Source organism: Streptosporangium sp. NBC_01639 (assembly GCF_045209755.1).
Classification (GTDB): Bacteria; Actinomycetota; Actinomycetes; order Streptosporangiales; family Streptosporangiaceae; genus Streptosporangium.
Map to the genome: position 1 here is coordinate 5,939,129 of NZ_CP109272.1, position 25,590 is coordinate 5,964,718.

The following is a 25,590-nucleotide window of genomic DNA, read 5'->3' on the forward strand; positions in this document are numbered from 1 at the left end:
TCCTGAGCGACCGGTCGGGCCGGAGCGCCGGTCGTCAGGTGAGGGTGACCGGCAGGTCCTTGATGCCGTTGATGAAGTTGGAGCGGAGGCGGCGGGCGGGACCGGCCTGGGTCAGCTTCGGCAGCCGTTCGGCCAGCACCTCGAAGAGCACCCGCAGTTCGAGTTTGGCGAGGTGGTTGCCGAGGCAGAAGTGGGCTCCGCCGCCGCCGAAACCGATGTGCGGGTTGGGGTCGCGGCCGATGTCGAAGGTGCCGGGGTCGGCGAACACGTCCTCGTCGCGGTTGGCGGAGCTGTAGAAGACCACGATCTTGTCGTCCTCCTTCACCTCCTGCCCGCCGATCGTCGTGTCGGCGGTGGCCGTACGGCGGAAGAGGTTCACCGGGGAGACCCAGCGGACGATCTCGTCGGACGCGCTGCGGGCGAGGGCGGGGTCGGCGATCAGCCGCCGCCACTGCTCGGGGTGCTCGAAGAAGGCGAGCATGCCGCCGGACGCCGCGTTGCGGGTGGTCTCGTTGCCCGCGACCACCAGCAGGAGCACGAACAGGTCGAACTCCTCCTCGGTCAGAGTCTCGCCCGCGGCGTCGGGCATGATCAGCTTGGTGACGATGTCCTCGCGGGGGCGCGTCCGCCGCTCGGCGGCCAGGGCGTTGGCGTAGGCGTAGACCTCCATGGCGGCGTTCGAGCCCTCGGCGGGGTCGGCCGCGTAGTCCGGGTCCTCGGCCCCGATCATCTGGTTGGACCAGTTGAAGATCTTGTCCCGGTCCTCGACGGGGGCGCCGAGCAGCTCGCAGATCACGTACAGCGGGAGCGGGGCGGCGATGTCCCGGACGAAGTCGACCGACCCACGCCCCTTGGCCTCGTCCACCAGTTCGTGGCAGATGTCACGGATGTGCCCCTCCAGGGCGCCCATCATGCGCGGGGTGAAGCCCCGGTTGACCAGCGAACGCCGCCGGGTGTGCTCCGGCGGGTCCTGGTTGAGCATCATCAGCCGCTGCAGGGCGCGCTGGTCCTCGGGAACCTCGTTGAACAGCGCCAGTTTCCTGCTGGAGGAGAACAGGTCGGAACTGCGGGAGACCTGCACCACGTCGGCGTGCCTGGTGACCGCCCAGAAATCGGGCCATCCCCGCTCGGCGTCGCCCTGGTGCCGGTGGACGGGGGAGTTGGCCCGCAGCCAGGCCAGCTGGTCGTGCGGAGCGCCGTCCCGCCAGTAGAGGTCTTGGTCGACCAGATCGATGTCCATTGGTCTCCTCCTGCGCGAACCGTGCGGGCGTCCTCGTGACGCGCTCATGTCGGTGCAGCCTAGGGGGACGCGGTCCGTGGATTCACCCGGTCGCCGGTACGGCATGCGCCTCTCGGGCACATCCGCAGCGGACGGACCGGCCGCCGCGGCCGCCCGGAGGCTACAGCATGCTGATCAAGCGCTTGGTCGGAAGGCTTTCCGAAACGTGTTCTATTATGCGGCGGCCGAAGAGTCAAGGGGCGGAGGTCGGCAGGCGTTCCGGGGGCGGTCCCGGTGAGGCCGACGTCGATTCCCACGCCGAGGAACGGAGCGTGGTCGAGGTGGCCAGGTCGATCTCGTTCGCGATCGTGTAGGACCGTCCGGCGCGGGCATCCCAGCTCAGCGTCTCACCCGAACGCGCGACGGCCACCTCGTTCCCCCGTTCGTCACGGACCCGGCAGTGCCCGCCGATCATGGCCGAGCGGACCTTGACGGGCCCGGTGGCACCCGTGTGCAGGGTGATCTTGTCGGCGGAGCCGTCCCGCCACGACACGTCCACGGTCACGTCACCCCAGGCGCGCAGGCCGCTGACCGATCCGGCCGGCCAGGCCGCGGGCAGCGCGGGCAGCACCTGGACGGTGTCGTGCCGGCTCTGCAGCAGCATCTCGGCCATCCCGGCGGCGGCGCCGAAGTTGCCGTCGATCTGGAACGGAGGATGGGTGTCCCAGAGGTTGTCCAGCGTGGACGACATGAGCTGCTCGCTGAGCATCCTGTGGGCGTGGTCGCCGTCCAGCAGCCGGGCCCAGAAATTGATCTTCCAGGCCTTGCTCCAGCCGGTGCCGCCGTCGCCGCGCGCGGTGAGGGAGACCCTGGCCGCCTCGGCCTCCGGCGTGCCCGGGGTGATCTGCCGCCCGGGATGCAGGGCGAACAGGTGTGAGGCGTGCCGGTGGGTGTTCGCCGGGTCGTCCCAGTCGCTCTTCCATTCCTGGAGCTGCCCCCAGGAGCCCACCCGCAGCCCCCGGTCGAGCCTGGCCAGCGCGGCCGTCACCTCGGTTTGGAAGGCCGCGTCGACGTTCAGCGTCCTGGCCGCCTCCAGGCTGTTGGTCAGCACGTCGAAGACGATCTGCTGGGACATCGAGGCGCCGGCGGAGAAGTCGCCGTGCTCGGGCGAGTAACCGGGGGAGACCACGAGACCGCCATCGCGCGGGTCCACGTGCAGGTTGTCCAGCCAGAACTCGGCCGCGCCCTTCATCACCGGGTAGGCGGTCCTCCGCAGGTAGACGAGGTCGCCGCTGAAACGGTAGTGGTCGTACATCTGCTGGGTCGTCCACGCCGCGGCCTCGGGGAACCAGAAGGCGGTGGCCCAGTCGTGCACGCCGGTGAAGCCGAAGGGGTTGGTCTCGTTGTGCACCACCCAGCCGCGTGACCCGAACATCTCCCGCGCGGTCCGCTCACCCGGCGCGACCATGGCCGTGAGGTAGCGGTCGTAGGCGACGGCCGTCTCGGCGAGGTTGGTCTGCTCGGCGAGCCAGTAGTTCATCTGCAGGTTGATGTTGAGGTGGTAGTCGGCCGACCAGGGCGGGCTGGTCGAGTTGTTCCACACTCCTTGCAGGTTGGCCGGGAGCGACTCCTCGCGTGAGGAGGAGATGAGCAGGTAGCGGCCGTAGGCGAAGAACATCGCCTCCAGCGCCCGGTCGTCGGCCGAGGTGCCGCCGGTGTAGGCCGCGCGGAGCCGGTCGGTCGGGATCTCCGGAGTCCGCTGGCCGAGGTCCAGCCTCACCCGGTCGAACAGCCTCCGGTAGTCGGCCCGGTGGGCGGCCCTGAGCTGGTCGAAACCTTTGGCCACCGCCGTGTCGACGGCGGCGGTCACCGCGGCGTGCGGATCGGGGCCCCGGTAGGAGGGGCGGGCGCCGGCGTAGTCGGTGCCCGCGGCGAGGACGAACATCGCGCTGTCGGCGCCGGTGACGGTGACCCGGTCGGTCCCGTCGGTACGGCTGCCGCCCCGCGTGACCACCTGGATCTGCGCCTCGAACCGCATGCCGTTGTCCGCGAGCGCGCCGCGGACGGTGAGGCGGCCGTCCGCGACCGAGACCTGCCGGTCGGAGCGGGGGGAGGAGGTCCGGAGGGTGAAGGAGACGTTGCCGGCCACACTGGCGGAGATCCGTCCGACGATGACGCCGTCGGGATGGCCGGCGAAGTACTCGCGGGAGTAGGTCACCCCTTCCGCGGTGTAGCCGACCCTCGCGACCGCCTCGCGCAGACTCAGCTCCCGCCGGTAGCCGATCGGGCTCGCCGGGGCGTCCGGCACGTCCAGCCAGAGGTCGCCGAAGGTCTGGTAGGCCCCGAACCCGACCCTGGGGCGGCCCAGCTTGGCCGCCACCGCCTCGGGAGACATCTTCCCGTCGCGGTCGATCTCCGCCTGGACCTCGGCGATCGCGTCCGGCCGCGGGGAGGTCCGGTCGCCGGAGCCGTACCCGGCGGAGCCGGGGCCGCCGGTCCACAGTGATTTCTCGTTGAACTGGATCTGCTCGCTCGCGACCCCGCCGAACACCATGGCGCCCAGCGCGCCGTTGCCGATCGGCAGCGCCTGGGTCTCCCAGTCGACGGCGGGTCGGTCGTACCAGAGGGTCAGGTCATCGGGTGTCTGCGGGGAGGTCATGTCCGTTCCCGGCGCTGCTCGTGCGGCGTTCCGATCAGGGAACCCCATGCCGGCGGCGAATGCCGCGAGGAGCGGGAGGGTGATGCCGAGTCGTCGTCTGGGGGGTGAGACAACGGATTCCTCCGATCACAGGGCCGGCCTTCCTCAAGGAGATAGCACCGAAACCCCCTCGTAACAAGGCTCAACCTCCGATGTATGTGCGCAAAAAACCGGTGGAGCGGTTTCACGGTTCAGGAGATCAGATGGGCAGGGCCTCTGATCGGCAGCGAGACGTAATCCGATGACTGGCGGGAGAGGGCCGAGGAATAACGCGTCATAGAGCTGCTATCTGCGGTTTCGTCTCGATAACGGATCGGATGTATCCCCGGGGAGGGGGTTGACAGGGGGGTGTGCCGTCGTTCAGCATCACGGCACGGATACATCGGATGTATGAGCGAAGGGTGCGGTGTGAAGCTGCTGCGAGTAGGGCCCGTCGGCCAGGAGCGACCGGCCGTCATGGACGGGGCCGGTAACCTCCGCGCAATCTCGGAGCCCGAGATCGACGGAGCTTTCTTCGCCTCCGGGGGAGTGGCGCGCGTCCGCGAGGCGCTGGAGCGAGGCGAGCTGCCGTCGCTGGACACGGAGGGGCTGCGGATCGGCGCGCCGATCGCCCGACCCGGAAAGATCGTGTGCATCGGGCTCAACTACCGCGACCACGCGGAGGAGACGGGCGCGGCGATCCCGGCCGAGCCGATCATCTTCATGAAGGCCCCCAACACGGTCGTCGGTCCCTACGACGAGGTCCTGATCCCCCGGGACAGCGTCAAGACCGACTGGGAGGTCGAGCTGGCCGTCGTCATCGGCGAGACGGCCCGCTACGTGGAGACCCACGAGGAGGCGCTCTCCAAGATCGCGGGATACGCGATCTCCAACGACGTCTCCGAGCGCGAGTTCCAGCTGGAGCGCGGCGGCCAGTGGGACAAGGGCAAGTCCTGCGAGACGTTCAACCCGCTCGGTCCCTGGCTGGTCACCGCCGACGAGATCGCCGACCCGCAGGCCCTCGGGCTGCGGCTCTGGGTCGACGGCGAGCCGTACCAGGACGGCGACACCAAGAACATGATCTTCCAGATCGCCGAGGTCGTCCGCTACCTCAGCCGGTTCATGGTCCTGGAGCCCGGTGACGTGATCAACACCGGCACCCCGGCCGGTGTCGCGCTCGGTCTGCCGGGCACGCCGTACCTGCGCGCGGGTCAGGTCATGGAGCTGGAGATCGACGGTCTGGGCCGCCAACGCCAGACGGTGGGGCAGGCATGAGCGGCTACCGCATCACCGCGCTGGAGACCCACGACATCCGCTTCCCCACCTCCCTTGAGCTCGACGGCTCCGACGCGATGAACCCGGACCCGGACTACTCGGCCGCCTACCTGGTGCTCCGCACCGACGACGGGTTCGAGGGCCACGGGTTCGCGTTCACCATCGGCCGCGGTAACGAGGTGCAGACCGCCGCCATCAGGGCGCTGGAGCCGTACGTGCTCGGCCGGGACGCCGAGGACCTGGGCGCGCTCTGGAAGGACATGGTGCACGACTCCCAGCTCCGCTGGCTCGGCCCGGAGAAGGGCGTCATGCACATGGCGATCTCCGCCGTGATCAACGCGCTCTGGGACCTCAGGGCCAGGCGGGAGGGCAAGCCGCTCTGGCTGCTGCTCGCCGAGATGCCGTCCGAGGAGCTCGTCGCGCTGGTGGACTTCCGCTACCTCAGCGACGCCCTCACCCCGCAGGAGGCGCTGGAGATCCTGCGCGCCGCCGAGCCGGGCCGCAGGGAGCGGATCGCCCGGCTGAGGGAGCACGGCTACCCCGCCTACACCACCTCGCCCGGCTGGCTCGGTTACAGCGACGAGAAGCTGCGCCGGCTGTGCAAGGAGGCGATGGCCGACGGCTTCACCCAGATCAAGCTGAAGGTCGGCGCCGATCTTCAGGACGACCGGCGGCGGATGCGCATCGCGCGGGACACCTGCGGCGAGGACTTCCCCATCGCCGTCGACGCCAACCAGCGCTGGGACGTGGACACGGCCATCGCCTGGGTGAACGCCCTGGCGGAGTTCCGGCCGCACTGGGTGGAGGAGCCGACCAGCCCCGACGACGTGCTCGGGCACGCCGCCATCGCACGGGGCATCGCGCCGATCCCGGTCGCCACCGGCGAGCACGTGCAGAACCGCGTGGTCTTCAAGCAGCTCCTGCAGGCCGGGGCCATCTCCTACCTGCAGATCGACGCGGCCCGCGTCGCGGGGGTGAACGAGAACATCGCGATCCTGCTGCTGGCCGCCAAGTTCGGCGTCCCGGTCTGCCCGCACGCGGGCGGGGTGGGTCTGTGCGAGCTGGTCCAGCACCTGGCGATGTTCGACTACGTCGCGGTCAGCGCCTCGACGGAGAACAGGGTGATCGAATACGTCGACCACCTGCACGAGCACTTCGCCGACCCGGTGGTGATCAGGAACGGCGCCTACGTCGCCCCGAGCCGGCCGGGCTCCGGCGCCGCCATGCACCCCACGTCGATCAGCGACCACACCTACCCCGACGGTCCGGTCTGGAGGTCCCTCAATGCGTGAGTTCGACGGCCTGCGCGCGCTGGTCACCGGAGGCGGGTCGGGCATCGGCCTGGCCACCGCCACCCTGCTCGCCGAACGCGGCGCGACGGTGGCCTGCCTGGACCTCGCCCCGCCCGGCGAGCCGTTCATCCCGCTCAAGGCCGACGTCACCGACGCGGACGCGGTCCGTGCGGCGGTCGACCAGGCCGCCGGGCAGCTGGGCGGCCTCGACATCCTGGTGAACAACGCCGGGATCGGCGCGGCCGGGACGGTCGAGGACAACCCCGACGAGGAGTGGTCCAGGGTCCTGGACGTCAACGTCCTCGGCCTGGTCCGGGTGACCCGGGCGGCCCTGCCGTACCTCCGGCTCTCGGCGAACGCGGCGATCGTCAACACCTGCTCGATCGCCGCCACGGCGGGCCTGCCCCAGCGGGCGCTCTACAGCGCCTCCAAGGGGGCCGTCCAGTCGCTTACCCTGGCGATGGCCGCCGACCACGTCCGGGAGGGCATCCGCGTCAACTGCGTCAATCCCGGCACCGCGGACACCCCCTGGGTGCAGCGCCTGCTCGACGCGGCGCCCGATCCGGCGGCCGAGCGGGCGGCCCTTGCGGGCCGCCAGCCGATGGGCCGCCTGGTGAGCGCGGAGGAGGTCGCGGCCGCGATCGCCTACCTCGCGAGTCCGCTCGCGGCCGCCACCACCGGCACGGTCCTGGCGGTGGACGGAGGCATGCAGGGACTCAGGCTCCGGCCGGCCACGTGACACGGCCCGGTACGGCGAGGCCTGCCGTCCCGGCGCCGAACGGGGCACGGAGTCACCGATCCACCCTTACGTTCACCCCCCACTTGGTTCGAAGCGAGGCAATGTTATGAAACGTGGAACTGCGGCAACGGGTGTGGCACTGCTCGCGCTCGTCTGCACCCTCTCGGCGTGCGGCTCGTCGGAGAGCGCCGGCACCGCCGCCGCGCCCGCCGACGCCGGAGCCGAGGGCGGCAAGGTCGGGATCGACTTCCCGCGTGCCGACTCCGACTTCTGGAACTCCTACAGCAAGTATGTGCCCCAGCTCGCCGGAGAGTTGGGCGTCGACCTGATGCCCCCGAGCAACTCCCAGAACGACGTGGCCAAGCTGGTCGCCAACACCCAGGCGATGATCGGCCAGGGGGCGAAGGCGATCGTCATGGCCCCGCAGGACACCGGCGCGATCGCCTCCACGCTGCAGACCCTGGAGAGCAAGAACATCCCGGTCGTCTCGGTGGACACCCGTCCCGACAAGGGCAAGGTCTTCATGGTCGTGCGGGCCGACAACAAGGCCTACGGCACCCAGGCGTGCGAGTTCCTCGGTGAGAAGCTGGGCGGCAAGGGCAAGGTCGTCGAGCTGATGGGCGCGCTGTCGTCCGTCAACGGCCGGGACCGGGCCGAGGCGTTCGGCGCGTGCATGAAGGAGAAGTTCCCCGGCATCACGGTCTTCGAGGAGCCGACCGAGTGGGACGGCACCAAGGCCGCGTCCATGCTGCAGACCCGCCTCCAGCAGCACCCGGACGTCAAGGGCGTCTACATGCACGCCGGAGGCGTCCACCTGGCCCCGACCCTGCAGGTGCTCAAGGCCAAGGGCCTGATCGTGCCGCCGGAGGACCCCAAGCACGTCTTCGTGATCTCCAACGACGGCATCCCGCAGGAGTTCGAGGCCATCCGCAAGGGCGAGATCGACGCCACGATCTCCCAGCCGGCCGACCTGTACGCCAAGTACGCGCTCTTCTACGCCAAGGCCGCGGTCGACGGCAAGACCTTCCAGCCGGGCCCGACCGACCACGACAGCACGATCATCCAGCTCCCGAACGGCCTTGAGGACCAGCTTCCCGCCCCGCTGGTGACCAAGGAGAACGTGGATGACAAGAATCTCTGGGGCAACCAGGTCAAGTGATGACATCTCCTGTTAAAGCGGTCGAAGCGCTCGGTATCACCAAGCGCTTCGGACCGACCACCGCGCTCAACCGTGCCGGGATCGCCATCACGGAGGGAGAGACGCACGCGCTGGTCGGCAGGAACGGCGCGGGCAAGTCCACGCTGGTGTCCATCCTGACCGGGCTGCAGCGCCCCGACGAGGGCGAGGTCCGTTTCGCCGGGGAGCCCGCGCCGCCGACGGCCGACCGGGACGCCTGGCGGCAGCGCGTCGCGTGCGTCTACCAGAGATCGACGATCATCCCCGCGCTGACCGTCGCGGAGAACCTCTTCCTGAACCGTCAGACGGGCCGGGGCGCGATCAGCTGGCGTGCCCTGCGCACACGGGCCAGGCACCTGCTGGAGCAGTACGGCGTGGACGTCGACGCCGACAGCCTCGCCGCGGACCTCGGCGTCGAGCAGCGCCAGCTTCTGGAGATCGCCAGGGCGCTGTCGTTCGGCGCCCGGTTCATCATCCTGGACGAACCCACCGCCCAGCTCGACGGCCCGGCCATCCAGCGGCTCTTCGACCGGATGCGCGCGCTGCGGGAGCAGGGCGTGACGATGATGTTCATCTCGCACCACCTGGAGGAGGTGTACGAGATCTGCCAGAGCGTCTCGGTCTTCCGGGACGCCCGGCACATCGTCACCGCCGCGGTCGGCGACCTGCCGCACGACCGGCTGGTCGACGCGATGACCGGCGAGGCCACCGCCGCCTACGAATACCGGTCCCGTACGGCCGACCCCGCGGCCCCCGTCGTCCTCGCCGCCCGGGGCCTCGGCCTCGAAGGCCGCTACCAGGGCGTGGACCTGACCGTCCGGTCGGGGGAGATCGTCGGCCTGGCCGGGTCGGGCAGCAGCGGCAAGGTCGGGCTGGCCGAGACCCTGGTCGGTCTCCGCAGAGCCGACACCGGCACGGTGACCGTCAACGGCACCGAGGTCAGGCCGGGGGACGTGCCCTCGGCACTCGCCGCCGGGCTCGGATTCGTCCCCCAGGACCGGCACCGGGAGGGCTTCGTCCCGCTGCTCTCGATCGCGGAGAACGCCACGATCCCGATCGCGCACAAGCTCGGCCGGTACGGCACGGTCTCCCCGGCGCGACGGCGCGAGCGCGGCGCCCGGATGATCGCCGAACTGGACATCAAGACGACCGGTCCCGACCAGCCGGTGGCCGACCTGTCCGGCGGCAACGCCCAGAAGGTCGTGCTGGCCAGGGCACTGGCGGACGATCCCCGTGCCCTCGTGGTCATCGACCCGACCGCCGGGGTGGACGTCAAGGCCAAGCACGCGCTCCTCGGTGCCGTGGAGGACGCGGCCGCCCGGGGGACGGGGGCCGTACTGGTCTCCGACGAGCTTGACGACCTGCGGATCTGTGACCGGGTCCTGGTCATGTTCCACGGCCGCGTCGTGAAGGACGTGCCGCGTGGCTGGACCGACCCCGAACTGGTGGCGGCGATGGAAGGTATCGACCACTCATGACCACGACAGAGACCTCTCCCACGACGGCCGTCCCGGCGGGCCGCCGTATCCGGCTCGGGCGCTTCCGGGACCTCACCCTGGTCCCGGTGATCATCGTCTTGCTGATCGCCGGGTCCTTCGTGGACCCGGTCTTCCTCACCCCGGGCAACCTGACCAACGTGCTCCAGCAGCAGTCGGCCCTGGCCCTGGTGGTGCTCGCCGAGGCGCTGATCCTCATCGCCGGCAAGTTCGACCTGTCGCTGGAGTCCACGGTCGGCATGGCACCCGCCGTCGGCGTGATGCTGGTCATCCCGGTGGCCTCCGGCGGGTTCGGCCTGGAGCTCCCCGGCATCCTGGCGATCCCGCTCTGCCTGCTGGTCGGCGGGCTGGTCGGCGCCTTCAACGGCTTCCTGATCATGCGGTTCCAGCTCTCGGCCTTCATCGTCACGCTGGCCATGATGATCGTCGTGCACGGCCTCCAGCTCGGCCTGACCCAGGGCAAGAGCCTGTTCGCGCTGCCCGAGTCGTTCCTCTACCTCGGCAGCGCCACCTGGCTGGGCGTCCCCGCGGCCATCTGGATCACCGGCGTGCTCTTCGCCGGGGCCATCGCCGCGCTCGGCTACTTCCGGGCCGGCCGCGCGCTGTACGCCATCGGCGGCAACGCCGACGCCGCCCGTGCGGCGGGCATCCGGGTCGAGCGGGTCCTGTGGGCCGTCTTCGTCATCGGCGGCGTGATCGCCGCGCTCGCCGGAGTGCTGGAGACCGGCCGACTGGGCGGCATCAGCGCCAACCAGGGGGTCGGCTGGATCTTCATGGCCTTCGCCGCCGCGGTCATCGGCGGGGTCAGCATGGACGGCGGCAAGGGCACGATCCTCGGCGCGCTCACCGGTGTCCTGGTGATCGGTCTCGTCGAGAACATCCTGACGCTGAAGGGCGTGCCCGGCGAGTGGAAGCAGCTCGTCTACGGTTCGATCATCCTGATCGCTCTGATGATCAGTCGCCTCGCCGGTGGCAAGGCACAGGACTGACCGCTCCGGCTGCTCCGGCCTCCTCCCCACGGCCGAAGCCCGAGGGCTCCACGCTCAAGGAGATTCGATGACCTTCCCCCTCAGCACCTACGGGTTCGGCTCCGCCCCGATCGGCAACCTGTTCACCGCCGTGGGCGACGACGAGGCCAAGGCGACGGTGGACGCCGCCTACGACGCCGGGTTCCGCTACTTCGACACCGCGCCCCACTACGGGCTCGGCCTGTCGGAACGGCGGCTCGGCGCCGCCCTGGCCGGGCGGCCCCGCGACTCCTACACCCTGTCCACCAAGGTCGGCCGCCTGCTCGTGCCGGCGGCCGACGGCGGCCCCGCCGGCCGGGACGACCAGGGGTTCGACGTCCCGGCCGACCTCCGCCGGGTGTGGGACTTCTCCCGTGACGGCGTACGGCGGTCGCTGGAGGAGAGCCTGCTCCGGCTCGGCCTCGACACGGTCGACATCGTGCTCATCCACGACCCGGACGACCACTGGGAACAGGCCGTGTCCGAGGCGTATCCGGCCCTGGCCGAGCTGCGCGACCAGGGGGTCGTCAAGGCCGTCGGGGTCGGCATGAACCAGGCGGAGATGCTCACCCGGTTCGTCCGGGAGACCGGTGTGGACATGGTCATGCTGGCCGGCCGCCACACCCTCCTCGACCGGTCGGGAGCGGAGGAGCTGCTGCCGCTCTGCCAGGAGCGGGGCGTCTCGGTGCTCGCCGCCGGGGTGTTCAACAGCGGGCTGCTCGCCACCCACGAGCCGTCGGGCACCTACGACTACGCCCCCGCCCCTGAGCCGCTGCTCGCCCGCGCCCGCCGCATCGCGGCCGTGTGCGAACGCCATGGCGTCACCCTGCCCCAGGCGGCGCTGGCCTTCCCGCTCCGCCATCCGGCGGTCGCCTCGGTGGTGGTCGGCGTCCGGTCCGCCGCCGAGGTCGCCCGCAACGCCGCCCTGGTCGCCCGGCCCGTCCCCGAGGACCTCTGGACCGAACTGGCGGCCGAGGAGCTGATCCCGGGCTGAACAGGGTGGCGGCCGGCGTCCTTCTCGTTCCAGATCTCGATGTATTTCTGTACGAGGTCGGTGCGGTTCACCTGTTGATCCCTTCCATGGAGCTGGTGGTCGTCTCCTGCGCGGCGGCGGTCGGCCGCCGCCTGAGGGTGAGGGCGATGAGGGCGCCCGCGATGGAGGCCGCGGCCGCCACCCAGCCGGCCGTACGCAGGCTGCCGGCTCCCGGTTCGCCCGCGTTGGCCACCGCGATGATGACGGCCAGGCCGATGGCCCCGCCGATCTGCTGGGCCGTGGTCGCCAGCCCCGAGGCGACGCCCTGCTCTGTCGGGGCGATGCCGGACCCGGCCGCCGCGAACATGGCGACGAAGGTGAAGCCGCCCGACAGGCCCCAGATCACGGTGCCGGGCATGAGCGCCCAGAAGGAGCCGTCCGCCGACATGCCCGCGTAGAGGGCGGCCATTCCGACACCGCTGCCCAGCATTCCGGCGATCAGGGTGGTCCGCACTCCCCATCGTCCCAACAGGGCGGGTGCGAGCCGGCCGGCGGCGACCATGGACAGCAGCGTCAGCGGCAGGAAGGCCAGACCGGCCTGCAGGGCGCTGTAGCCGAGCACGGGCTGCAGATACATCGTGAGCAGGTAGTAGCCGCCGCCGAGCGCGCTCTGGAAGAACAGGATCACCAGCATCGAGGTGGCCAGGTTGCGGTTGCCGAGCAGACGCGGCGGGGCGAGTGGTTCCCGGACGCGGGCCTCGACCATGAGGAAGGCGCCGATCAGGACGACCCCGGCGGCCAGGGAACCCAGGCCGCGGAGGCTGGTCCAGCCCGCCTCGGGGCCGCTGACGAGGCCGAGCACCATCAGCGTCGAGCCGGCGGTGGCCAGCAGCGCGCCCAGCGCGTCGAAGCCGCCGTGCCCGCGTGCGGGGTCGGGGGGCAGCAGCCGCAGTGCCGCGACGATCGCGACGAGGACCAGCGGGACATTGACGTAGAAGACCCACTGCCAGCCCCACGTCGCGGTGAGCACACCACCGAGCAGCGCACCGGCGGCCAGGCCGGCGCTGCCCGCGGTTCCCCAGGCACCCAGCGCCCGGTTGCGCGCCGGCCCTTCGGCGAAGCCGGAGTAGATCAGCGCCAGGGTCGCGGGGGCGAGCAGCGCGCCGCCCAGTCCCTGGACCGCGCGGGCGGCCACGAGCAGGCCAGGATCGGCGGCGAGCCCCCCGGCCAGCGACGAGATGCCGTAGAGCGCGAGGCCGAGGACGAGCATACGCCGCGCGCCGAGGCGGTCGACCGCACGGCCACCGAGCAGCAGGAAGCCGCCGAACCCGATGGCGTAGCCGCTGACGACCCATTGCAGGCTCTGGGTGGAGAAACCGAGCTCACGCCCGATGTCGGGGAGCGCGACATAAACGATGTTGTAGTCGAGGGCGACGATCAGTTGGGAGAACGCCAGGAGGATCAGTCGTTTCACATTCACGTGTCGAGCTTTCTCTGCATGCCGAATATTTACTACACGGCGTTAAGCTAGAACACGGCGTTCGGTAGCGCAACCCTGTAGAGTGTCGGCCATGGGAGTCTCAACACCGAGCCGCAGAGAACGCCTGCGAGCGGAGACGGCCGCCGAGATCAAGACGGTCGCGCTCAGGCTGATGGCCGAGGGCGGGCCCGACGCCATCACGCTGCGGGCCATCGCCCGCGAGATGGGCATGACCGCGGGAGCCATCTACGGTTACTACGAGACACGTGACACGCTGGTCAGCGCACTGATCACGGACGTCTACACCTCACTGGTCGACACGGTGGAGGCGGCGCGCGACGCCGTGCCCGCCGACGACGCGGCGGGCCGGATCCTGGCCTGGGGGCAGACGCTGCGGGAGTGGGCCCTGGCCAATCCCGAGGGCTTCCGGCTCATCTACGGGGACCCGGTCCCCGGCTACCAGGCGCCGGAGGGCGGGGCCGCCGCCGAGGCCGCGCACCGCGCCTGCGCGGGTCTCACCGGCCTGGTGGCCGCGGCCTGGCCGCAGGCCGTGGCCCGGCAGCCGGGCGGATACGACTGGACCGACTTCGATCCGATCCTGACGGGTCTGGTCCGTGCGGAGTTCCCCGGCCTGCCTCCCGCGGCGGTGGCGCTGGCGCTGCGCGTCTGGGGCCGCATGCACGGTCTGGTCGCCCTTGAGGTCTACGGCCACCTGCGCGGCCAGACGAGGGACGCGGGCCGGGTCTACCTCGACGAACTGCGTGATCTCACCCGGAGCCTGGGGCTTGGGGAGAGATCGGCCGCCCCGGCCTGAAGGGGCGTCGCCCCTCATCGGCCGACGATCGCCGACCGAGCCGGCCGGGCCTGGGTGCGTGGGAGCCGGCCGGGCCTGCTCGCGTGGCGGAGGCCCTCGGGCGGCCGCCGGTCAGTGGCCGCCGAACCAGCCGGGGACGTCGAGCGGGAAGACGTCCAGCGGGGTGACCTTGCGCAGGTCGGCCTCCAGCGCGCGCAGCCGCTCCTCGCCGAGCGTCTCGGCCCAGCGGGCCCGCAGGTCGTCGAAGATGCGGGCCGAGCGCACCAGGGAGTCGACGCCGTGCTCGGTGAGCCGTACGACTTTGCGCCGCGCGTCGTGCGGGTCGGAGCCGCGCTCCACGTAGCCGAGCCGCTCCAGCGCGTCGACGGTCTTGCCCGCCGCCTGTTTGGACACCCCCAGGCGGCGGCCGAGCTCGGCCGCCGTCGTGCCGTCGATGCCGATCGCCTGGAAGACGAAGCCGTGCATCGGCCGCATGTCCGGATGGCCCTGCCTGGCCAGCTCGGCGTGGAGTTCGTCGATGAGGACGCGGAAGCCGAGGAACAGCCGGAGCGGCAGCTCGAATCCCGGTGGGTCACTTGACACGATAGACAACCTGGTTCACTATTTCGGCAACCACGTTGTCTAATTTAGAGGATCACGCGATGACTGTCATCCGCCATGCGGAAAGCCGCCGGACCGAGACGCCCAACGCCGTCATGACCACGCTCGCCTCCCCGACCCAGGGCGGCTCGGCACAGGCCGTCTGGCGCGTCGACATGGGCCCCGGTCAGGTGGGCCCGCCGCACGTCATCGACGCCGAGCAGGTGTGGACCGTGCTGGACGGCGGCGCGACCGTCGACCTCGGCGGTGAGAAGCTCACCGTCGGGCCGGGCGACACCCTCGTCATCCCGGCCGACGTGCCGCGCCGCCTGGGTTCGGACCCGGTGACCGGTTTCGCCGCCATCGTCGTCGCCCCCGCGAGCATGCGCGCCTACGTGGTCGACGACACCCGCGTCTCGGCGCACTGCGCCGTCCCCGACGGCGACAAGCTCCTGCCGGCCTGGGTCGTCTGAGGGGCGTCGGAGGCTTCGGACCACCACGCTTCCGCGCGGCCGGCACCGCCTTGTGCGGGCCGGCTCGCCGCCGGGGCGAAAACCCTGGCGGTGAGCCGCCCGCCGTACGGCGGAATCAGACGAAGAAGCCGTCGACCCGGAGGGAGCAGAAGCCGCCCGGAAAACACCGGTAGCGACAACTTGATCAACTCCGATCATATGTATGCGGCGGGTTGACGACGACGAGCACGAACGGGGAGGTGCCATGGCAGCGTCGAGTATGAATCCCTCCTCTCTCGTCGGTTCGTGGTCGCACTCCCACGAGGAGGATGCCGAAGGAATCCAGGTCTTCCGCCCGGTCGACTACGACCTCCCTCCGTCGCGAGGACGGGAGACGTTCACTCTGCGCCCGGACGGCATCGCCACAGCCGGATCGCCTGGCCCGGACGACCGTGGCATCACCACCGGTGACGGCGTCTGGCAACTCCAGGGCGATGTCCTGCACATCCGCTGTCCCGGATGGACAGCGAGATACGAAGTCATTTCCGTGACCCGGCGGCGACTGGATCTGCGGCCGGTTCACCAGGCGTAGAGGAGGCCCCCCATGCCACCCGAGGAACGCACCAAGGAGACGCCGCAGAACGAGATGCCCACCCGCAGGGTGTGTGCCACCGACGAGGTCAACGAGCGGTTGCTCCGTACGGTCCCGGGCTACGCGGACGTGAGATCGGAGATCGAGAACCGCACGAGCCGGGTGCTCGCCTTCGGTGCGGCGGTCCTGCGCACCGGGTGCACGCGGATCCCGGTCGTGGTCCACGTTCTCCATCGCACAGCGGCGGAGGACATCTCCGACGACCAGATCCGGAGCCAGATCGAGGTGCTCAACGCCGACTTCCGCGCGACGAACCCCGACCGGTCGTCGACACCCCCGGACTTCGCCCCCCTGATCGGTGATGCCCGGGTCACCTTCGAACTGGCCGACGTCGACCCGCACGGCGACCCGACCAACGGGATCACCCGTACCTCGACCTCGAACTCCTCGTTCACCTCCGACACCGACAACGTCAAGTTCGCCTCCACCGGTGGCGCGGACGCGTGGCCCGCCGACAGGTATCTCAACATCTGGACCTGCGGCAACCTCCGCGACACGGCGGGCCGGGCGCTGCTCGGTTATGCGCAGTTCCCCGGGGGCCCGGCGGCCACCGACGGCGTCGTGATCCTGCACAGCGCGTTCGGTGCGACGGGGACGGCGACCGCGCCGTTCAATCTGGGGCGCACCGCCACCCACGAGATCGGGCACTGGCTCAATCTGCGCCACATCTGGGGCGACGACGGGACCGGGTGCACCGGCTCCGACTTCGTCGCGGACACGCCGAACGCCGGCGGACCCAATTTCGGGACGCCGACGTTCCCGCACGTCTCGTGCGAGAACGGACCCGGCGGCGACCTGTTCATGAACTACATGGACTACGTGGACGACGTGGCGATGTTCATGTTCACCAGGGGACAGGTGGATCGGATGCAGGCGGCGCTCGACGGCCCGCGGTCGAGCATCGGGGTCACCGGTCCCTGCGGCGGCAATCCCCCCGAAGAGTTCGTCGAAGAGCCCCCCGACGACGGCGCCGTGCCGTTCGTGCTCGGCGGCCGGGCGGCGGCCGAGATCGACCCACTGATCGTCGTCGTGCAGCAGCTCGGTGCCGTCCTGGCCGGCTACTCCTCGGCCGCGGCCGAGGGACGGCTTGAAGCCCGGGACGCGGCGCGGTGGCAGCAACTCTCGGCCGTCTACACGCAGCTCGTCGCCCTGCTCGGCTGAGCGCCCGTCCTCCGTGTGCGTGTGGAGTCAGGGGGGCGGTGCCGGGCGTCGATACTCTGTTTTGTCGAGCTCGCCGAGCGCCCATACGGCCCAGTCGCGGGACGCCTGGTACTGGCGTAGTCCGTAGCCGGCGGCGAGCCAGCCGAAAGGCAGACTTCCGTCGGGTGAGACCGGCGTGTCTGCCGCCATCGCGTGGCCGAGCTCGGCGATCTGGATCTCGCTGTTGTCGGCGATCTCGCGCAGTACTCTGCGAGCGTCTTCTGGTTCGAGCGCGGACAGCAGGAACAGCCTCAGCACCGGCTCGTTGCGGACCGCGCCACCCTTGCGGGGCGCCAGCAGCCAGGCGCGCAACTCGCTGCGCCCCGCATCGGTGAGGGCATAGGCGCGACGGCCTCGCGCACCCTCGCCGGCGGGTTCGATCAGCCCTTCGTCGGCGAGGCGTGCCAGCTCGGGATAGATCCGGTTGTAGCCGGCCTGCCACGCATAACTCCCCAGCTCTCCCTCGAACACCTTGGCCAGGTCATAGCCGCTCGCAGGCCGCTCCGACAGCAGACCGAGCAGGGCGTATCGCAGTGCCATGACCCCGACTCTACCTCTCCAGGTTGACATATCCAATTGGATAGGAGAAGACTCGAGAACCTCACCAAGGAGATGACATGTCTTATATGGCCCCCGTGCCCGATGAGATCGACGCTTATGATCTGCCCGTATCAGGCGCCCTGCCGCCAGAGCTGACCGGCCGCTACTTCCGCAACGGCCCCAACCCGCTGCCCGGTGAGCGGCCCGGCCACTGGTTCAACGGGCACGGCATGCTGCACGGCGTCCGGCTGCGCGACGGCCGCGCCGAGTGGTATCGCAATCGCTGGGTCCGCACCGGCAAACTCGCCGGCCTGCCATACGTGAGAGCTGACGGCGGCCGTGAATTGACGGCGGTGTCGGCCAACACCCATGTGATCGAGCATGCAGGGCGCATTCTCGCGCTGGTGGAGAACGGCCTGCCCTACCAGATCACCCCCGACCTCGACACCGTCGGGGCCCTGGACTTCCATGGACGGCTGACCACCGCCATGACCGCCCATCCCAAGCAGGACCCCGTGACCGGTGACCTGCACTTCTTCGGCTACGGCGTGCGCCCGCCCTACCTGACCTACCACCGCCTGGACGCCTCAGGCGCACTCGTGCACAGCCGCGAGGTAACGGTCCCCGGCGGCACCATGATGCATGACTTCGCGATCACCGAGCACCACGTCGTCTGGCTCGACCTGCCGGTCACCTTCCAGCCGCAGCTGGTCGGCAAGACCATGCCCTACCGATGGGACGACACCTACGGTGCCCGGCTCGGAGTCATGCGCCACGACCAGCCCGACGCCCCGGTGCGCTGGTTCGACATCGAACCCTGCTACGTCTTCCATGTCGGCAACGCCCACGAGGACGCCTTCGGGCGCATCGTGCTCCACGCCGTCCGCTACAGCCCCGCCGACTTCACCGCCGTCTGGCGCATGGCAGGCGGCGGCGCCGATCCGGCCGGCCCTGCCGCTGCCGCAGCCGCCGCTCCAGACGGTACGGCACGGCTGCACCGCTGGACCCTCGATCCCACCGCCGGCACCATCACCGAACAAGCGCTCGACGACCGCGCCATAGAGTTCCCGACACTGGACGACGACCGCATCGGCCGCGCCGCCCGCTACCTCTACACCAGCGACGACTCCGCGATCGTCAAATACGACCTCACCAGCGGAGGCACCAGCAGCCACCGGCTCAAGCCGGGAACCGTCATCGGCGAGGCGGTCTTCGTACCGGCCACCTCCGGTCCACGCGGAGAAGACGACGGCTGGCTGCTGTCCATCACCACCCGGCACGACGGCAGCGCCTCCCAGCTCCTGGTGCTCGACGCGTCGGACCTGGCCGCACGACCGGTCGCGGCCGTCGACCTGCCACGCGCCGTCCCAGCGGGCTTCCACGGCTCATGGATCGCCGACAGGCCGGCACCGTAACGCTCGGGTGAGCCCAGTCCTCGGCGCCGTCACAGTGCCGGTGGCGCCGACCGGCGCTGCCTCGCTCCGATCTCCCACATCACCATGACGCCCTGGCCGTATTGACCTGAGAGGTCAGGAACGCGGCCGGCCGGTGGGTGGGCCGCAGGTCGCGGGGCAGAACGTGACCTCGGGGTGGCGCGAGGACGGCCCCTCCAGGAGGGGCTGCCGCTTGGACTTCAGGTGCTGGTCGAGGAAGGCCGCCACGTAGGTGCGGGTGAGTTCGGCGGAGCGCGCCGCGGGCAGAACACCGGAGACGGGGCTGATGCCGAGGGCGCCCGCCAGCAGCGGGCCGTCGGTGAAGGACTGGTGTTCCGCGCCCGACAGCACGATCCAGCGCTTCCATCCGGTCAGCAGCTTCCAGTCGCGCTCCCACGAGGTGTCGCCGCCGCTGGGGGCGTGCTGCGGCGAACCCAGGAACATGAACGGCCGGGAGAGCCCACTCTTGGGGATGCGGGCGTAGGTGGTGCCGTCCATGTCGATGCCGGCGCGCACGCGGGAGTCCCTCAGCATGGCTGCCACGGAGCCGGCTCCGCCGATCGACTGGCCGGCCATCGCGATTCTGGAGCGGTCGATCCGGTCGGAACCGTCCCACTTCGAGGGGAGCTGGTCGAGGACGAAGGAGACGTCAGCCGCCCGGCCCTGGACCACTCCGGTGCCGAAGCCGGGGTCGGTGTCGCTGTCGCAGGCGAGGCATTCGGCGACCCGACCGTCGGGGAAGGCCGTGGCGTAGCTCTCGTAGGTGTGGTCGATCCCGGCCACCACATACCCTCGGCTGGCCAGATCCTCGGCGAGGGACGTGAGTGTGCTCATCGGATTGGTGAAGCCGGGGGAGAGCACCACCAGCGGAAGCCTCCGCCCCGTGGGTTCGGCGTCTTCGATGGCGTTCGTGCGCGTCTTGCTCAGCGTGTCGTCCGGGACGTCCGCGATCCCGTAGCGCCTCATGGCGAGTTCCGATTCCTTCGGCGTCATGTACGGCGCGCGCTTCCCGTCCCGCTGCTTGGTCGGATACCACAGGGTGACCTTGAGCTCTCTGGCGTCGACGTCGAGGTTCCAGGGGTCGGGGCGGGAGGCGTCTTTCAGATACAGGGCGGTGGTGCCGACCGGATAGGCGCCGGTGGGGGCGGGCAGGGTGGCGGGGCCGGTCGGTGTGGCCGGCAGAGCGGCGGTCCGGGGCGGCGTGGGCGCGGAGCAGGCGGACGCGGCCAGGACGACCAGTCCCGCGGCGACTGCCAGGATCTGTCTCATCGCGAGGTCCATTCACTTGTTCAGCAAGGTCAGGGCCTTGGCCAGCGCGGGGTCGCGCCCGGCGGCCGCGTCCTTCGGGGTCAGGGGCACGTGGTGGTCGGGCGGCACGCCGATCCGGTCGATCACCTCGCGGTTGGGTCCCAGGTGGTGCCTGGCGGGAAAGCTCAGCGTGGTGTTGTTGCTGAGCAGGTACGGCTGCGCCGGGCCGGAGATGACCCCGGCGGTTCTGGTGCCGACCAGCCGGCCGAGGCGCAGGTCCTTGACCGCGGAGCTGAAGTGTTCGCAGGCCGAGGCGCAACTACGGTCGGTGAGCACCGTCAGCGGTAGGTTGAGCAGCTCGACGGTGTCGTCGGTCCACGATGTCGCGCACTTGCCGTCCACAGTGCACTGGTAGGCGGTGACCTTGCCGTGGCCGAACGCGCTCACCAGCCGGATCGCCTCCACAGGGCTGCCGCCGCCGTTGCCGCGCAGGTCCAGCACGACGCCGGACAGCGTCCGGCCGGTGCGCAGCCTGGAGATCGCCTTGAAAACCCTGTCGGCGGAGTCGGAAGCGAACCCGGTCAGCCGTACATAGGCGATGCCGTCTTCCAGCAGCTTCGACCGCACCACTTGCAGGGCGGCCAGATCCCGCTGGTAGAGGCCGGGCTTGAGCGTCACGCTCCAGCGACGGCCGGTGCTCTGCCGCAGGAGCCGCAGCCGGACCGGACGCGCTTGCGGATATTGCGGGTAGAGGACGGCGATCGCGGGAGTGGCCTTCCCGTCGAGGAAGGGCGCCGATCCGTTGATCGATTCGATGATGTCGCCCGGGCGCAGCCCGGCGGCCTGCGCCGCGCCGCCCTGCACGGTGGTGACGAACAGCGGGGGGAGGGCGACGCCGGGGTTGCCGTCCACCTGCGGGCCGTTGACGTTCGCCTGGAGACCCAGGCCGTAGCCGTCGCCGTCGTAGTAGTCGGGCGGCCGCTTGACGTCGTGTGTCCAGCGGGCGTGGTTGTCGCCGAGGCCGGCCACGATGGCCTCAAGGGTGACGACGGCCAGCTTGTCGCGGAGGCCGGGGACCTGATCGGTGGTCTTGCGGTAGGCGGCCTCGAAGGCGGTCCAGTCGGTCTTGTGGTCGCCGGTCAGCGCCGGCATGCCCGCCTCGGGCACATCGCGCCCGCTGCGGTTGAGCTCTTGGGTCAGGGCGGCGAATCCGGCGCTCAGCAGCGCGCGGGCGTCCAGCGTGGCACCGCTGTAGTAGTTGCCGAGGATGCAGAAGTAGGCCTGCTCGATGACGTCGATCGTGGTGGCCGTCTCCGCCCCGGGGCGCCCCTGCGGCTGCGCGCAGGCCGTACCGGCTGCCGTGCTCGCCTGGCTGCGCGGCGGCGTCGGTGCCGTGCAGGCCGCCGCCAGGACGAGGGCGAGCCCGGCGGTCGCGATCCTGCTGATGGTCATGACAGGCGCCTGCGGATCCACCAGAAGCAGAACCACGAGAGGCCGAGGGTGAGCAGGGCGTAGATCCCGGTCTCGATCCACTGGAAGGGCCAGAAGCGCTCAAGGGGCTGGTAGGTCGCCTGCTGCCGGTAGCCGAGCCGGTTGATCTCGACCATGCAGCCGTCCCCGGCGCCTGCCGACGGTGCGCAGGGTCCCGATGTCGTGGAGACCTGGGCGGCGGCTTCGCCGCCGGTGCCCAGCGTACGGCCGGACGGATCGACCAGGCTGCCGGATAGGACCCAGGCGCCCGCGTGGCCGGGAACGGCCGACCTCAGGCGAATATCCACATATCCGCCTCGGTCCCGATTTATGCCTATGCCGTCCACGTTCGCCTTGCCGAGCTCGAAGGTCGCAGTGATCGGGGGCATCAGGTGGGGGCGGACCAGCAGCGGCATGGCGAGCTGGAACGCGGCGAAGACGGCCAGGGTGATGGCCATGGCGGGCAGCGTGCGGCGCATCAGCATGCCCACGGTCACGCCCAGGACGAAGGTGAAGGCCGCATATCCGATCGGGGTGATGCCGCGCGCGCCGAACACCAGGGGAGCCATCAGGGCCAGGTTCTCAGCGGCTGATCTGTCCAGAGGGTCGGACCACCAGGTCACCATGAGGCCGCACAGGCCGGTGACGGCCATGGCGGTCAAGCCCATGAGCCCGAGCTTGACCGCCAGCCAGCGGCCGCGGGTGATGCTCTGGTTCCACACCATCAGGTGCGTGCCCGCCTCCAATTCGCGGGTGATCAACGGTGCTCCCCAGAAGAGCCCGGCGAGCGCGGGCAGGAGCAGCACGACGAGAGTCAGGGCCATGAACGAGGTCTCGTGCCCGCCGAAGAAGCGGTCGTAGAAGCGGTCGCAGGTGTTGTCCTGGGTGCAGGCTGCGATCCCGGCGGAGTAGTCGGAGGCCAAGCCGGGGCCGGTCAGGGCCAGGGCGATGGCGAGGATGACGAGCAGGGCGGCCATCATCGCGGCCGAACCGCGGAACTGGCGCCAGGTCAGCCAGATCATCGCTGTACCTCCAGGGCCACTCGCCGGTCGGTGGTGTGCTTGTCCATGTAGGCCAGGACGAGGTCCTCCAGACTGAGCTGGGTGACCGTCCAGGCGGGGTCGTGGACCGGGGCGTCGGTACGGATCACGTAGGTGCTCTGCCGGTCGGTGTGGCGCGCGGAGACCACGTGCTGGTCGGCGGGGAGCCGGTCGGGGTCGCGGCGCGGGCCGGTGAGCCGGTGGTGGGTGGCCAGCAGCTTGTCGACCTCCCCGGCCACCTGGACGCGCGAGTCGACGAGCACGATCAGGAAGTCGCACACCCGTTCCAGGTCGGAGATCAGGTGGGAGGAGAGAATCACGCTGAACTCGTGCTCGACCGTGGCCTCCATCAGGCCCTGCAGGAACTCGCGGCGGGCGAGCGGGTCGAGCGAGGCGACCGGCTCGTCCAGGATCAGCAGCTCGGGCCGCTTGGCCAGGCCCAGGGTGAGGGCGAGCTGAGCACGCTGGCCGCCCGACAGCCTGCCTGCCCGCTGGGCGGGATCGAGACCGAGTCGCGCGATCCGGTCCCGCGCCATGGTGGCGTCCCAGCGGGGGTTGAGCCGCGCTCCCAGCCGCAGGTGGTCGGCGACGGTCAGCCCGGCGTAGACGGGGGTGTCCTGGGCGACGAACCCGACCCTGGCCAACTGCGCCGGGCCACTGGCGGGCCGGCCGCCCAGCACGGTGATGCCGCCCGCCGTCGGTTCCAGCTGGCCGCTGGCCAGCTTCAGCAGCGTGGTCTTGCCGGCTCCGTTGGGACCCACCAGCCCGACGACGTGGCCCGCCGGGATGTCGATGGTGCACTCGCGCAGCGCCCAGCGCTTGCCGTACTTCCTGCCCAGGCCCTGGGCCTGTAAGACGGTGTTCACGCGATGTCCTCCTGGGCGGTGGTCCGAAAGGTGGTCATGAAGAGGGCCTCGATGCTTTCGTCGTCGAGGCCGGCCCGGCGGGCCTTGGCCAGCCAGCGCTGCAGTTCCAGCCGCAGCGGGCCGTGCGCGGCCAGCGAGGCGTTGGTGAGCGTCGCCGTCACGAACGTCCCCACCCCCGGCCGGGCGGCGACCAGACCCTCGTGCTCGAGTTCCCGGTAGGCCTTCAGGACGGTGTTGGCGTTGATCGCCAAGTGCGCCACGACCTCCTTGACAGTCGGCATCTGGTCGCCCTCGCGCAGCACGCCGAGCCGCAGCGCATGCCGTACTTGCTGGACCAGCTGCAGGTACGGCGAAACACCCGACCTACCGTCCAGATGGAACTCGATCACTGGCTTCTCCATTTATCTAGCCTGCTAGTACTTTAGAATCCCAGATGTTAAAGGATCATAAGGATCGCTGTACAGGCCTCGCCCGGCGGCGCCCGAAGCGGTCCATCGCTCCTCAGCCCCACGCCGGGGCAGACCTTTCCGCTGCCGCGCCGAAGGGCTGCCGCAGTGCATACCGGATTTCCCGCGGCAGGGCAGAAGGCTGGAAATGATGAGCGCCGGCACCGCCGATGTGATCCCCCTCGGCCGGGATCGCCGACCTCCAGCCGGACGGCAAACGCAGCAGGGTCCTGTCCAAGGGCGGCGCGACCGACTGGGTACGCCGGCAGTCGGGCACCGCCCGGCTCCTACCCCGTCTCCGCGGCGGCCGCACCCGGGGTCCGGTCCTCCTCGCCGACCGCAAAGCTCCCGCCCGTGCCCCGGCCACAGGGGAGTACGGCGGCGGCATCCGCGGGATGTCCTCCGTCGAGCCGTACGGGGGCGTCCTTGCCGCCTATGCCTATCCCGCCGTGCTGCACGGCCCGTTGCCCGGCGTCACGAGGAGCCGGTCGGGCCGGCCCGGCGCTCCACCCGGCCGTCTTTCTTGATCATGAAACCGCGCTTGAGCGAGCGGAGCATCACGGTCGTCTCGATGGCCCGGATGCCCCGCAGCCCGCCGATCACCCGCAGGAGCGCGTACAGCTCCGCCCGGCTGGGCAGGGCGACCTGCGCGACCAGCTGGTGGTCGCCCGCCACCGCCACGACGCACCTGACCGCCGGCCGGCCGGCCAGTGTGTGGCCGATGGCCTCCACCTCGCTCTCGGCGACCCGGATCCAGAGCACGGCCTCGGTCGGCAGCCCCAGGTAGGCGGGTTCGATCTCGGCGCGGATGCGCAGGGTGCCCCGGCGCAGCAGCGAGTCCAGGCGGCGGCGGGCCGTCGACTCACTGGTCCCGGTGGCCGCCGCGACCTCGGCGTGGGTGGCGCGGCCGTCGCCGACCAGCGCCGCGATGATCTGTCCGTCCTCGGCGGAGAGGGCCTCGGATGCGCGCTGTGCGCGCCCCGGAGCCGAGGTCCACTGCTCGCGCAGCCCCTCGACCTCCTGCCGGGTGAGCACGCTGAGATGCCAGTCCAGGGGAGTGCTGAAATACTTCAGCGCCGGATACGCGATGATCTCCAGCACTCCGTCGATCTCCGGGATGACCAGGAGGAGCAGGTCCTCCAGGGCGTCGTCGGCCACCGCGAGCTCCGCCACGCAGTCCACCGCCCCCGAGACCAGCGTGACGGACCGGGTCTGCGGCAGTTCGGCGAGAGCCGCGCCCACGGCGACCGCCGAGCCGGGGCGGCAGCGCAGCCGGAGCACGGCCGAACCCAGCCGCCGGTCGTCGAGCAGTCCGACCACCGAGAGCATCCCCGACTCCCGGAGCCGGGCGGCCCGCCGCGCCACGCTGCGGGTCGGCTCGTTCAGCACCCGGCCGATCCGGTCCCAGGTGGCCCGGCCGTTCACCTGCAGGGCGGCGACCACCCTCAGGTCGACTCCGTCGAGTGGCTGCATAGGGCTCATCCTCATGATCGCAGGATCGGTCCGCCCCAAGCG

23 protein-coding genes are annotated in these 25,590 nt (G+C 70.6%); 12 read left to right on the plus strand and 11 right to left on the minus strand.

Going from position 1 to position 25,590, the window contains the following annotated elements:
- Positions 1-34 precede the first annotated feature (34 nt).
- Positions 35-1,240 carry a cytochrome P450 gene (locus tag OHA77_RS27190; RefSeq protein ID WP_406312270.1) on the minus strand — a complete coding sequence of 402 codons (1,206 nt, stop codon included), beginning with the start codon at positions 1,238-1,240 and terminating at the stop codon, positions 35-37.
- 232 nt (positions 1,241-1,472) lie between these two features.
- Positions 1,473-3,878 carry a glycosyl hydrolase family 95 catalytic domain-containing protein gene (locus OHA77_RS27195; RefSeq protein WP_406312271.1) on the minus strand — a complete coding sequence of 802 codons (2,406 nt, stop codon included), beginning with the start codon at positions 3,876-3,878 and terminating at the stop codon, positions 1,473-1,475.
- Positions 3,879-4,307: 429 nt separating this feature from the next.
- Here OHA77_RS27195 and OHA77_RS27200 point away from each other — a divergent pair, with 429 nt between their 5' ends.
- The 7 genes from OHA77_RS27200 to OHA77_RS27230 all read left to right on the plus strand — a co-directional run bounded on the left by OHA77_RS27200 (position 4,308) and on the right by OHA77_RS27230 (position 11,876).
- Positions 4,308-5,171, plus strand: a complete 864-nt coding sequence (locus OHA77_RS27200; protein ID WP_406312272.1) for a fumarylacetoacetate hydrolase family protein — start codon at positions 4,308-4,310, stop codon at positions 5,169-5,171.
- On the plus strand, positions 5,168-6,463 hold the full coding sequence (locus OHA77_RS27205) for an L-fuconate dehydratase (RefSeq protein WP_326825367.1): 1,296 nt from the start codon (positions 5,168-5,170) through the stop codon (positions 6,461-6,463). The genes OHA77_RS27200 and OHA77_RS27205 overlap by 4 nt, the downstream gene beginning before the upstream one ends.
- Positions 6,456-7,202 carry an SDR family NAD(P)-dependent oxidoreductase gene (locus OHA77_RS27210; RefSeq protein ID WP_406312273.1) on the plus strand — a complete coding sequence of 249 codons (747 nt, stop codon included), beginning with the start codon at positions 6,456-6,458 and terminating at the stop codon, positions 7,200-7,202. Before OHA77_RS27205 ends, OHA77_RS27210 begins: the two co-directional genes overlap by 8 nt.
- Before the next feature lie 106 nt (positions 7,203-7,308).
- The gene (locus OHA77_RS27215; RefSeq protein ID WP_406312274.1) at positions 7,309-8,361 is read left to right on the plus strand and encodes a sugar ABC transporter substrate-binding protein; all 1,053 of its coding nucleotides are present in this window, start codon (positions 7,309-7,311) and stop codon (positions 8,359-8,361) included.
- Positions 8,361-9,857 (plus strand): sugar ABC transporter ATP-binding protein, encoded by a 1,497-nt coding sequence (locus OHA77_RS27220; protein ID WP_406312275.1) that lies wholly within the window; start codon positions 8,361-8,363, stop codon positions 9,855-9,857. Before OHA77_RS27215 ends, OHA77_RS27220 begins: the two co-directional genes overlap by 1 nt.
- On the plus strand, positions 9,854-10,864 hold the full coding sequence (locus tag OHA77_RS27225) for an ABC transporter permease (RefSeq protein ID WP_406312276.1): 1,011 nt from the start codon (positions 9,854-9,856) through the stop codon (positions 10,862-10,864). The genes OHA77_RS27220 and OHA77_RS27225 overlap by 4 nt, the downstream gene beginning before the upstream one ends.
- Positions 10,865-10,931: 67 nt before the next feature.
- Positions 10,932-11,876, plus strand: a complete 945-nt coding sequence (locus OHA77_RS27230) for an aldo/keto reductase (protein WP_406312277.1) — start codon at positions 10,932-10,934, stop codon at positions 11,874-11,876.
- Between the two features lie 67 nt (positions 11,877-11,943).
- On the opposite strand, the gene OHA77_RS27235 is transcribed toward OHA77_RS27230, so the two are convergent.
- Complete coding sequence (locus OHA77_RS27235) at positions 11,944-13,335, minus strand: MFS transporter (protein ID WP_406312279.1); 1,392 nt, start codon at positions 13,333-13,335, stop codon at positions 11,944-11,946.
- A gap of 91 nt (positions 13,336-13,426) precedes the next feature.
- On the opposite strand from OHA77_RS27235, the gene OHA77_RS27240 reads away from it, so the two are divergent.
- Positions 13,427-14,149: a TetR/AcrR family transcriptional regulator gene (locus OHA77_RS27240; RefSeq protein ID WP_406312280.1), complete on the plus strand. Its 723-nt coding sequence runs from the start codon at positions 13,427-13,429 to the stop codon at positions 14,147-14,149.
- A 111-nt stretch (positions 14,150-14,260) separates the two neighbouring features.
- On the opposite strand, the gene OHA77_RS27245 is transcribed toward OHA77_RS27240, so the two are convergent.
- Positions 14,261-14,731: a MarR family winged helix-turn-helix transcriptional regulator gene (locus OHA77_RS27245; protein ID WP_406312281.1), complete on the minus strand. Its 471-nt coding sequence runs from the start codon at positions 14,729-14,731 to the stop codon at positions 14,261-14,263.
- Between the two features lie 59 nt (positions 14,732-14,790).
- Here OHA77_RS27245 and OHA77_RS27250 point away from each other — a divergent pair, with 59 nt between their 5' ends.
- The 3 genes from OHA77_RS27250 to OHA77_RS27260 all read left to right on the plus strand — a co-directional run bounded on the left by OHA77_RS27250 (position 14,791) and on the right by OHA77_RS27260 (position 16,993).
- Complete coding sequence (locus OHA77_RS27250) at positions 14,791-15,201, plus strand: cupin domain-containing protein (RefSeq protein WP_406312282.1); 411 nt, start codon at positions 14,791-14,793, stop codon at positions 15,199-15,201.
- A 244-nt stretch (positions 15,202-15,445) separates the two neighbouring features.
- Positions 15,446-15,772 (plus strand): hypothetical protein, encoded by a 327-nt coding sequence (locus OHA77_RS27255; RefSeq protein WP_406312283.1) that lies wholly within the window; start codon positions 15,446-15,448, stop codon positions 15,770-15,772.
- Between the two features lie 12 nt (positions 15,773-15,784).
- On the plus strand, positions 15,785-16,993 hold the full coding sequence (locus tag OHA77_RS27260; RefSeq protein WP_406312284.1) for a zinc metalloprotease: 1,209 nt from the start codon (positions 15,785-15,787) through the stop codon (positions 16,991-16,993).
- Between the two features lie 27 nt (positions 16,994-17,020).
- On the opposite strand, the gene OHA77_RS27265 is transcribed toward OHA77_RS27260, so the two are convergent.
- Positions 17,021-17,572, minus strand: a complete 552-nt coding sequence (locus OHA77_RS27265; RefSeq protein WP_406312285.1) for a PadR family transcriptional regulator — start codon at positions 17,570-17,572, stop codon at positions 17,021-17,023.
- Between the two features lie 77 nt (positions 17,573-17,649).
- On the opposite strand from OHA77_RS27265, the gene OHA77_RS27270 reads away from it, so the two are divergent.
- Complete coding sequence (locus tag OHA77_RS27270; RefSeq protein WP_406312286.1) at positions 17,650-18,987, plus strand: carotenoid oxygenase family protein; 1,338 nt, start codon at positions 17,650-17,652, stop codon at positions 18,985-18,987.
- A 114-nt stretch (positions 18,988-19,101) separates the two neighbouring features.
- Here OHA77_RS27270 and OHA77_RS27275 read toward each other — a convergent pair whose 3' ends face one another.
- From OHA77_RS27275 to OHA77_RS27300, 6 genes are all read right to left on the minus strand, one after another.
- Positions 19,102-20,274 carry an alpha/beta hydrolase family protein gene (locus OHA77_RS27275; RefSeq protein ID WP_406312287.1) on the minus strand — a complete coding sequence of 391 codons (1,173 nt, stop codon included), beginning with the start codon at positions 20,272-20,274 and terminating at the stop codon, positions 19,102-19,104.
- A gap of 12 nt (positions 20,275-20,286) precedes the next feature.
- The gene (locus tag OHA77_RS27280) at positions 20,287-21,705 is read right to left on the minus strand and encodes a S41 family peptidase (protein ID WP_406312288.1); all 1,419 of its coding nucleotides are present in this window, start codon (positions 21,703-21,705) and stop codon (positions 20,287-20,289) included.
- The gene (locus OHA77_RS27285; protein WP_406312289.1) at positions 21,702-22,745 is read right to left on the minus strand and encodes an ABC transporter permease; all 1,044 of its coding nucleotides are present in this window, start codon (positions 22,743-22,745) and stop codon (positions 21,702-21,704) included. The genes OHA77_RS27280 and OHA77_RS27285 overlap by 4 nt, the downstream gene beginning before the upstream one ends.
- A complete protein-coding gene (locus OHA77_RS27290; protein WP_406312290.1) occupies positions 22,742-23,629 on the minus strand; it encodes an ABC transporter ATP-binding protein in 888 nt (295 codons plus the stop codon). Before OHA77_RS27290 ends, OHA77_RS27285 begins: the two co-directional genes overlap by 4 nt.
- A complete protein-coding gene (locus OHA77_RS27295) occupies positions 23,626-24,030 on the minus strand; it encodes a GntR family transcriptional regulator (RefSeq protein WP_012891422.1) in 405 nt (134 codons plus the stop codon). The genes OHA77_RS27290 and OHA77_RS27295 overlap by 4 nt, the downstream gene beginning before the upstream one ends.
- A gap of 519 nt (positions 24,031-24,549) precedes the next feature.
- Positions 24,550-25,548: an Lrp/AsnC family transcriptional regulator gene (locus OHA77_RS27300; protein WP_406312291.1), complete on the minus strand. Its 999-nt coding sequence runs from the start codon at positions 25,546-25,548 to the stop codon at positions 24,550-24,552.
- Between the last annotated feature and the right edge of the window lie 42 nt (positions 25,549-25,590).

What these genes read in the sequence shown, in the direction of transcription:
- OHA77_RS27265 (WP_406312285.1), bottom strand. Translation starts at nt 17,572, where the DNA reads ATGGCACTGCGATACGCCCTGCTCGGTCTGCTGTCGGAGCGGCCTGCG.
- OHA77_RS27225 (WP_406312276.1), top strand. Translation starts at nt 9,854, where the DNA reads ATGACCACGACAGAGACCTCTCCCACGACGGCCGTCCCGGCGGGCCGC.
- OHA77_RS27210 (WP_406312273.1), top strand. Translation starts at nt 6,456, where the DNA reads ATGCGTGAGTTCGACGGCCTGCGCGCGCTGGTCACCGGAGGCGGGTCG.
- OHA77_RS27255 (WP_406312283.1), top strand. Translation starts at nt 15,446, where the DNA reads ATGGCAGCGTCGAGTATGAATCCCTCCTCTCTCGTCGGTTCGTGGTCG.
- OHA77_RS27300 (WP_406312291.1), bottom strand. Translation starts at nt 25,548, where the DNA reads ATGCAGCCACTCGACGGAGTCGACCTGAGGGTGGTCGCCGCCCTGCAG.
- OHA77_RS27195 (WP_406312271.1), bottom strand. Translation starts at nt 3,878, where the DNA reads ATGACCTCCCCGCAGACACCCGATGACCTGACCCTCTGGTACGACCGA.
- OHA77_RS27200 (WP_406312272.1), top strand. Translation starts at nt 4,308, where the DNA reads ATGAGCGAAGGGTGCGGTGTGAAGCTGCTGCGAGTAGGGCCCGTCGGC.
- OHA77_RS27220 (WP_406312275.1), top strand. Translation starts at nt 8,361, where the DNA reads ATGACATCTCCTGTTAAAGCGGTCGAAGCGCTCGGTATCACCAAGCGC.
- OHA77_RS27240 (WP_406312280.1), top strand. Translation starts at nt 13,427, where the DNA reads ATGGGAGTCTCAACACCGAGCCGCAGAGAACGCCTGCGAGCGGAGACG.
- OHA77_RS27230 (WP_406312277.1), top strand. Translation starts at nt 10,932, where the DNA reads ATGACCTTCCCCCTCAGCACCTACGGGTTCGGCTCCGCCCCGATCGGC.
- OHA77_RS27280 (WP_406312288.1), bottom strand. Translation starts at nt 21,705, where the DNA reads ATGACCATCAGCAGGATCGCGACCGCCGGGCTCGCCCTCGTCCTGGCG.
- OHA77_RS27215 (WP_406312274.1), top strand. Translation starts at nt 7,309, where the DNA reads ATGAAACGTGGAACTGCGGCAACGGGTGTGGCACTGCTCGCGCTCGTC.
- OHA77_RS27250 (WP_406312282.1), top strand. Translation starts at nt 14,791, where the DNA reads ATGACTGTCATCCGCCATGCGGAAAGCCGCCGGACCGAGACGCCCAAC.
- OHA77_RS27270 (WP_406312286.1), top strand. Translation starts at nt 17,650, where the DNA reads ATGTCTTATATGGCCCCCGTGCCCGATGAGATCGACGCTTATGATCTG.
- OHA77_RS27285 (WP_406312289.1), bottom strand. Translation starts at nt 22,745, where the DNA reads ATGATCTGGCTGACCTGGCGCCAGTTCCGCGGTTCGGCCGCGATGATG.
- OHA77_RS27190 (WP_406312270.1), bottom strand. Translation starts at nt 1,240, where the DNA reads ATGGACATCGATCTGGTCGACCAAGACCTCTACTGGCGGGACGGCGCT.
- OHA77_RS27260 (WP_406312284.1), top strand. Translation starts at nt 15,785, where the DNA reads ATGCCACCCGAGGAACGCACCAAGGAGACGCCGCAGAACGAGATGCCC.
- OHA77_RS27275 (WP_406312287.1), bottom strand. Translation starts at nt 20,274, where the DNA reads ATGAGACAGATCCTGGCAGTCGCCGCGGGACTGGTCGTCCTGGCCGCG.
- OHA77_RS27295 (WP_012891422.1), bottom strand. Translation starts at nt 24,030, where the DNA reads ATGGAGAAGCCAGTGATCGAGTTCCATCTGGACGGTAGGTCGGGTGTT.
- OHA77_RS27205 (WP_326825367.1), top strand. Translation starts at nt 5,168, where the DNA reads ATGAGCGGCTACCGCATCACCGCGCTGGAGACCCACGACATCCGCTTC.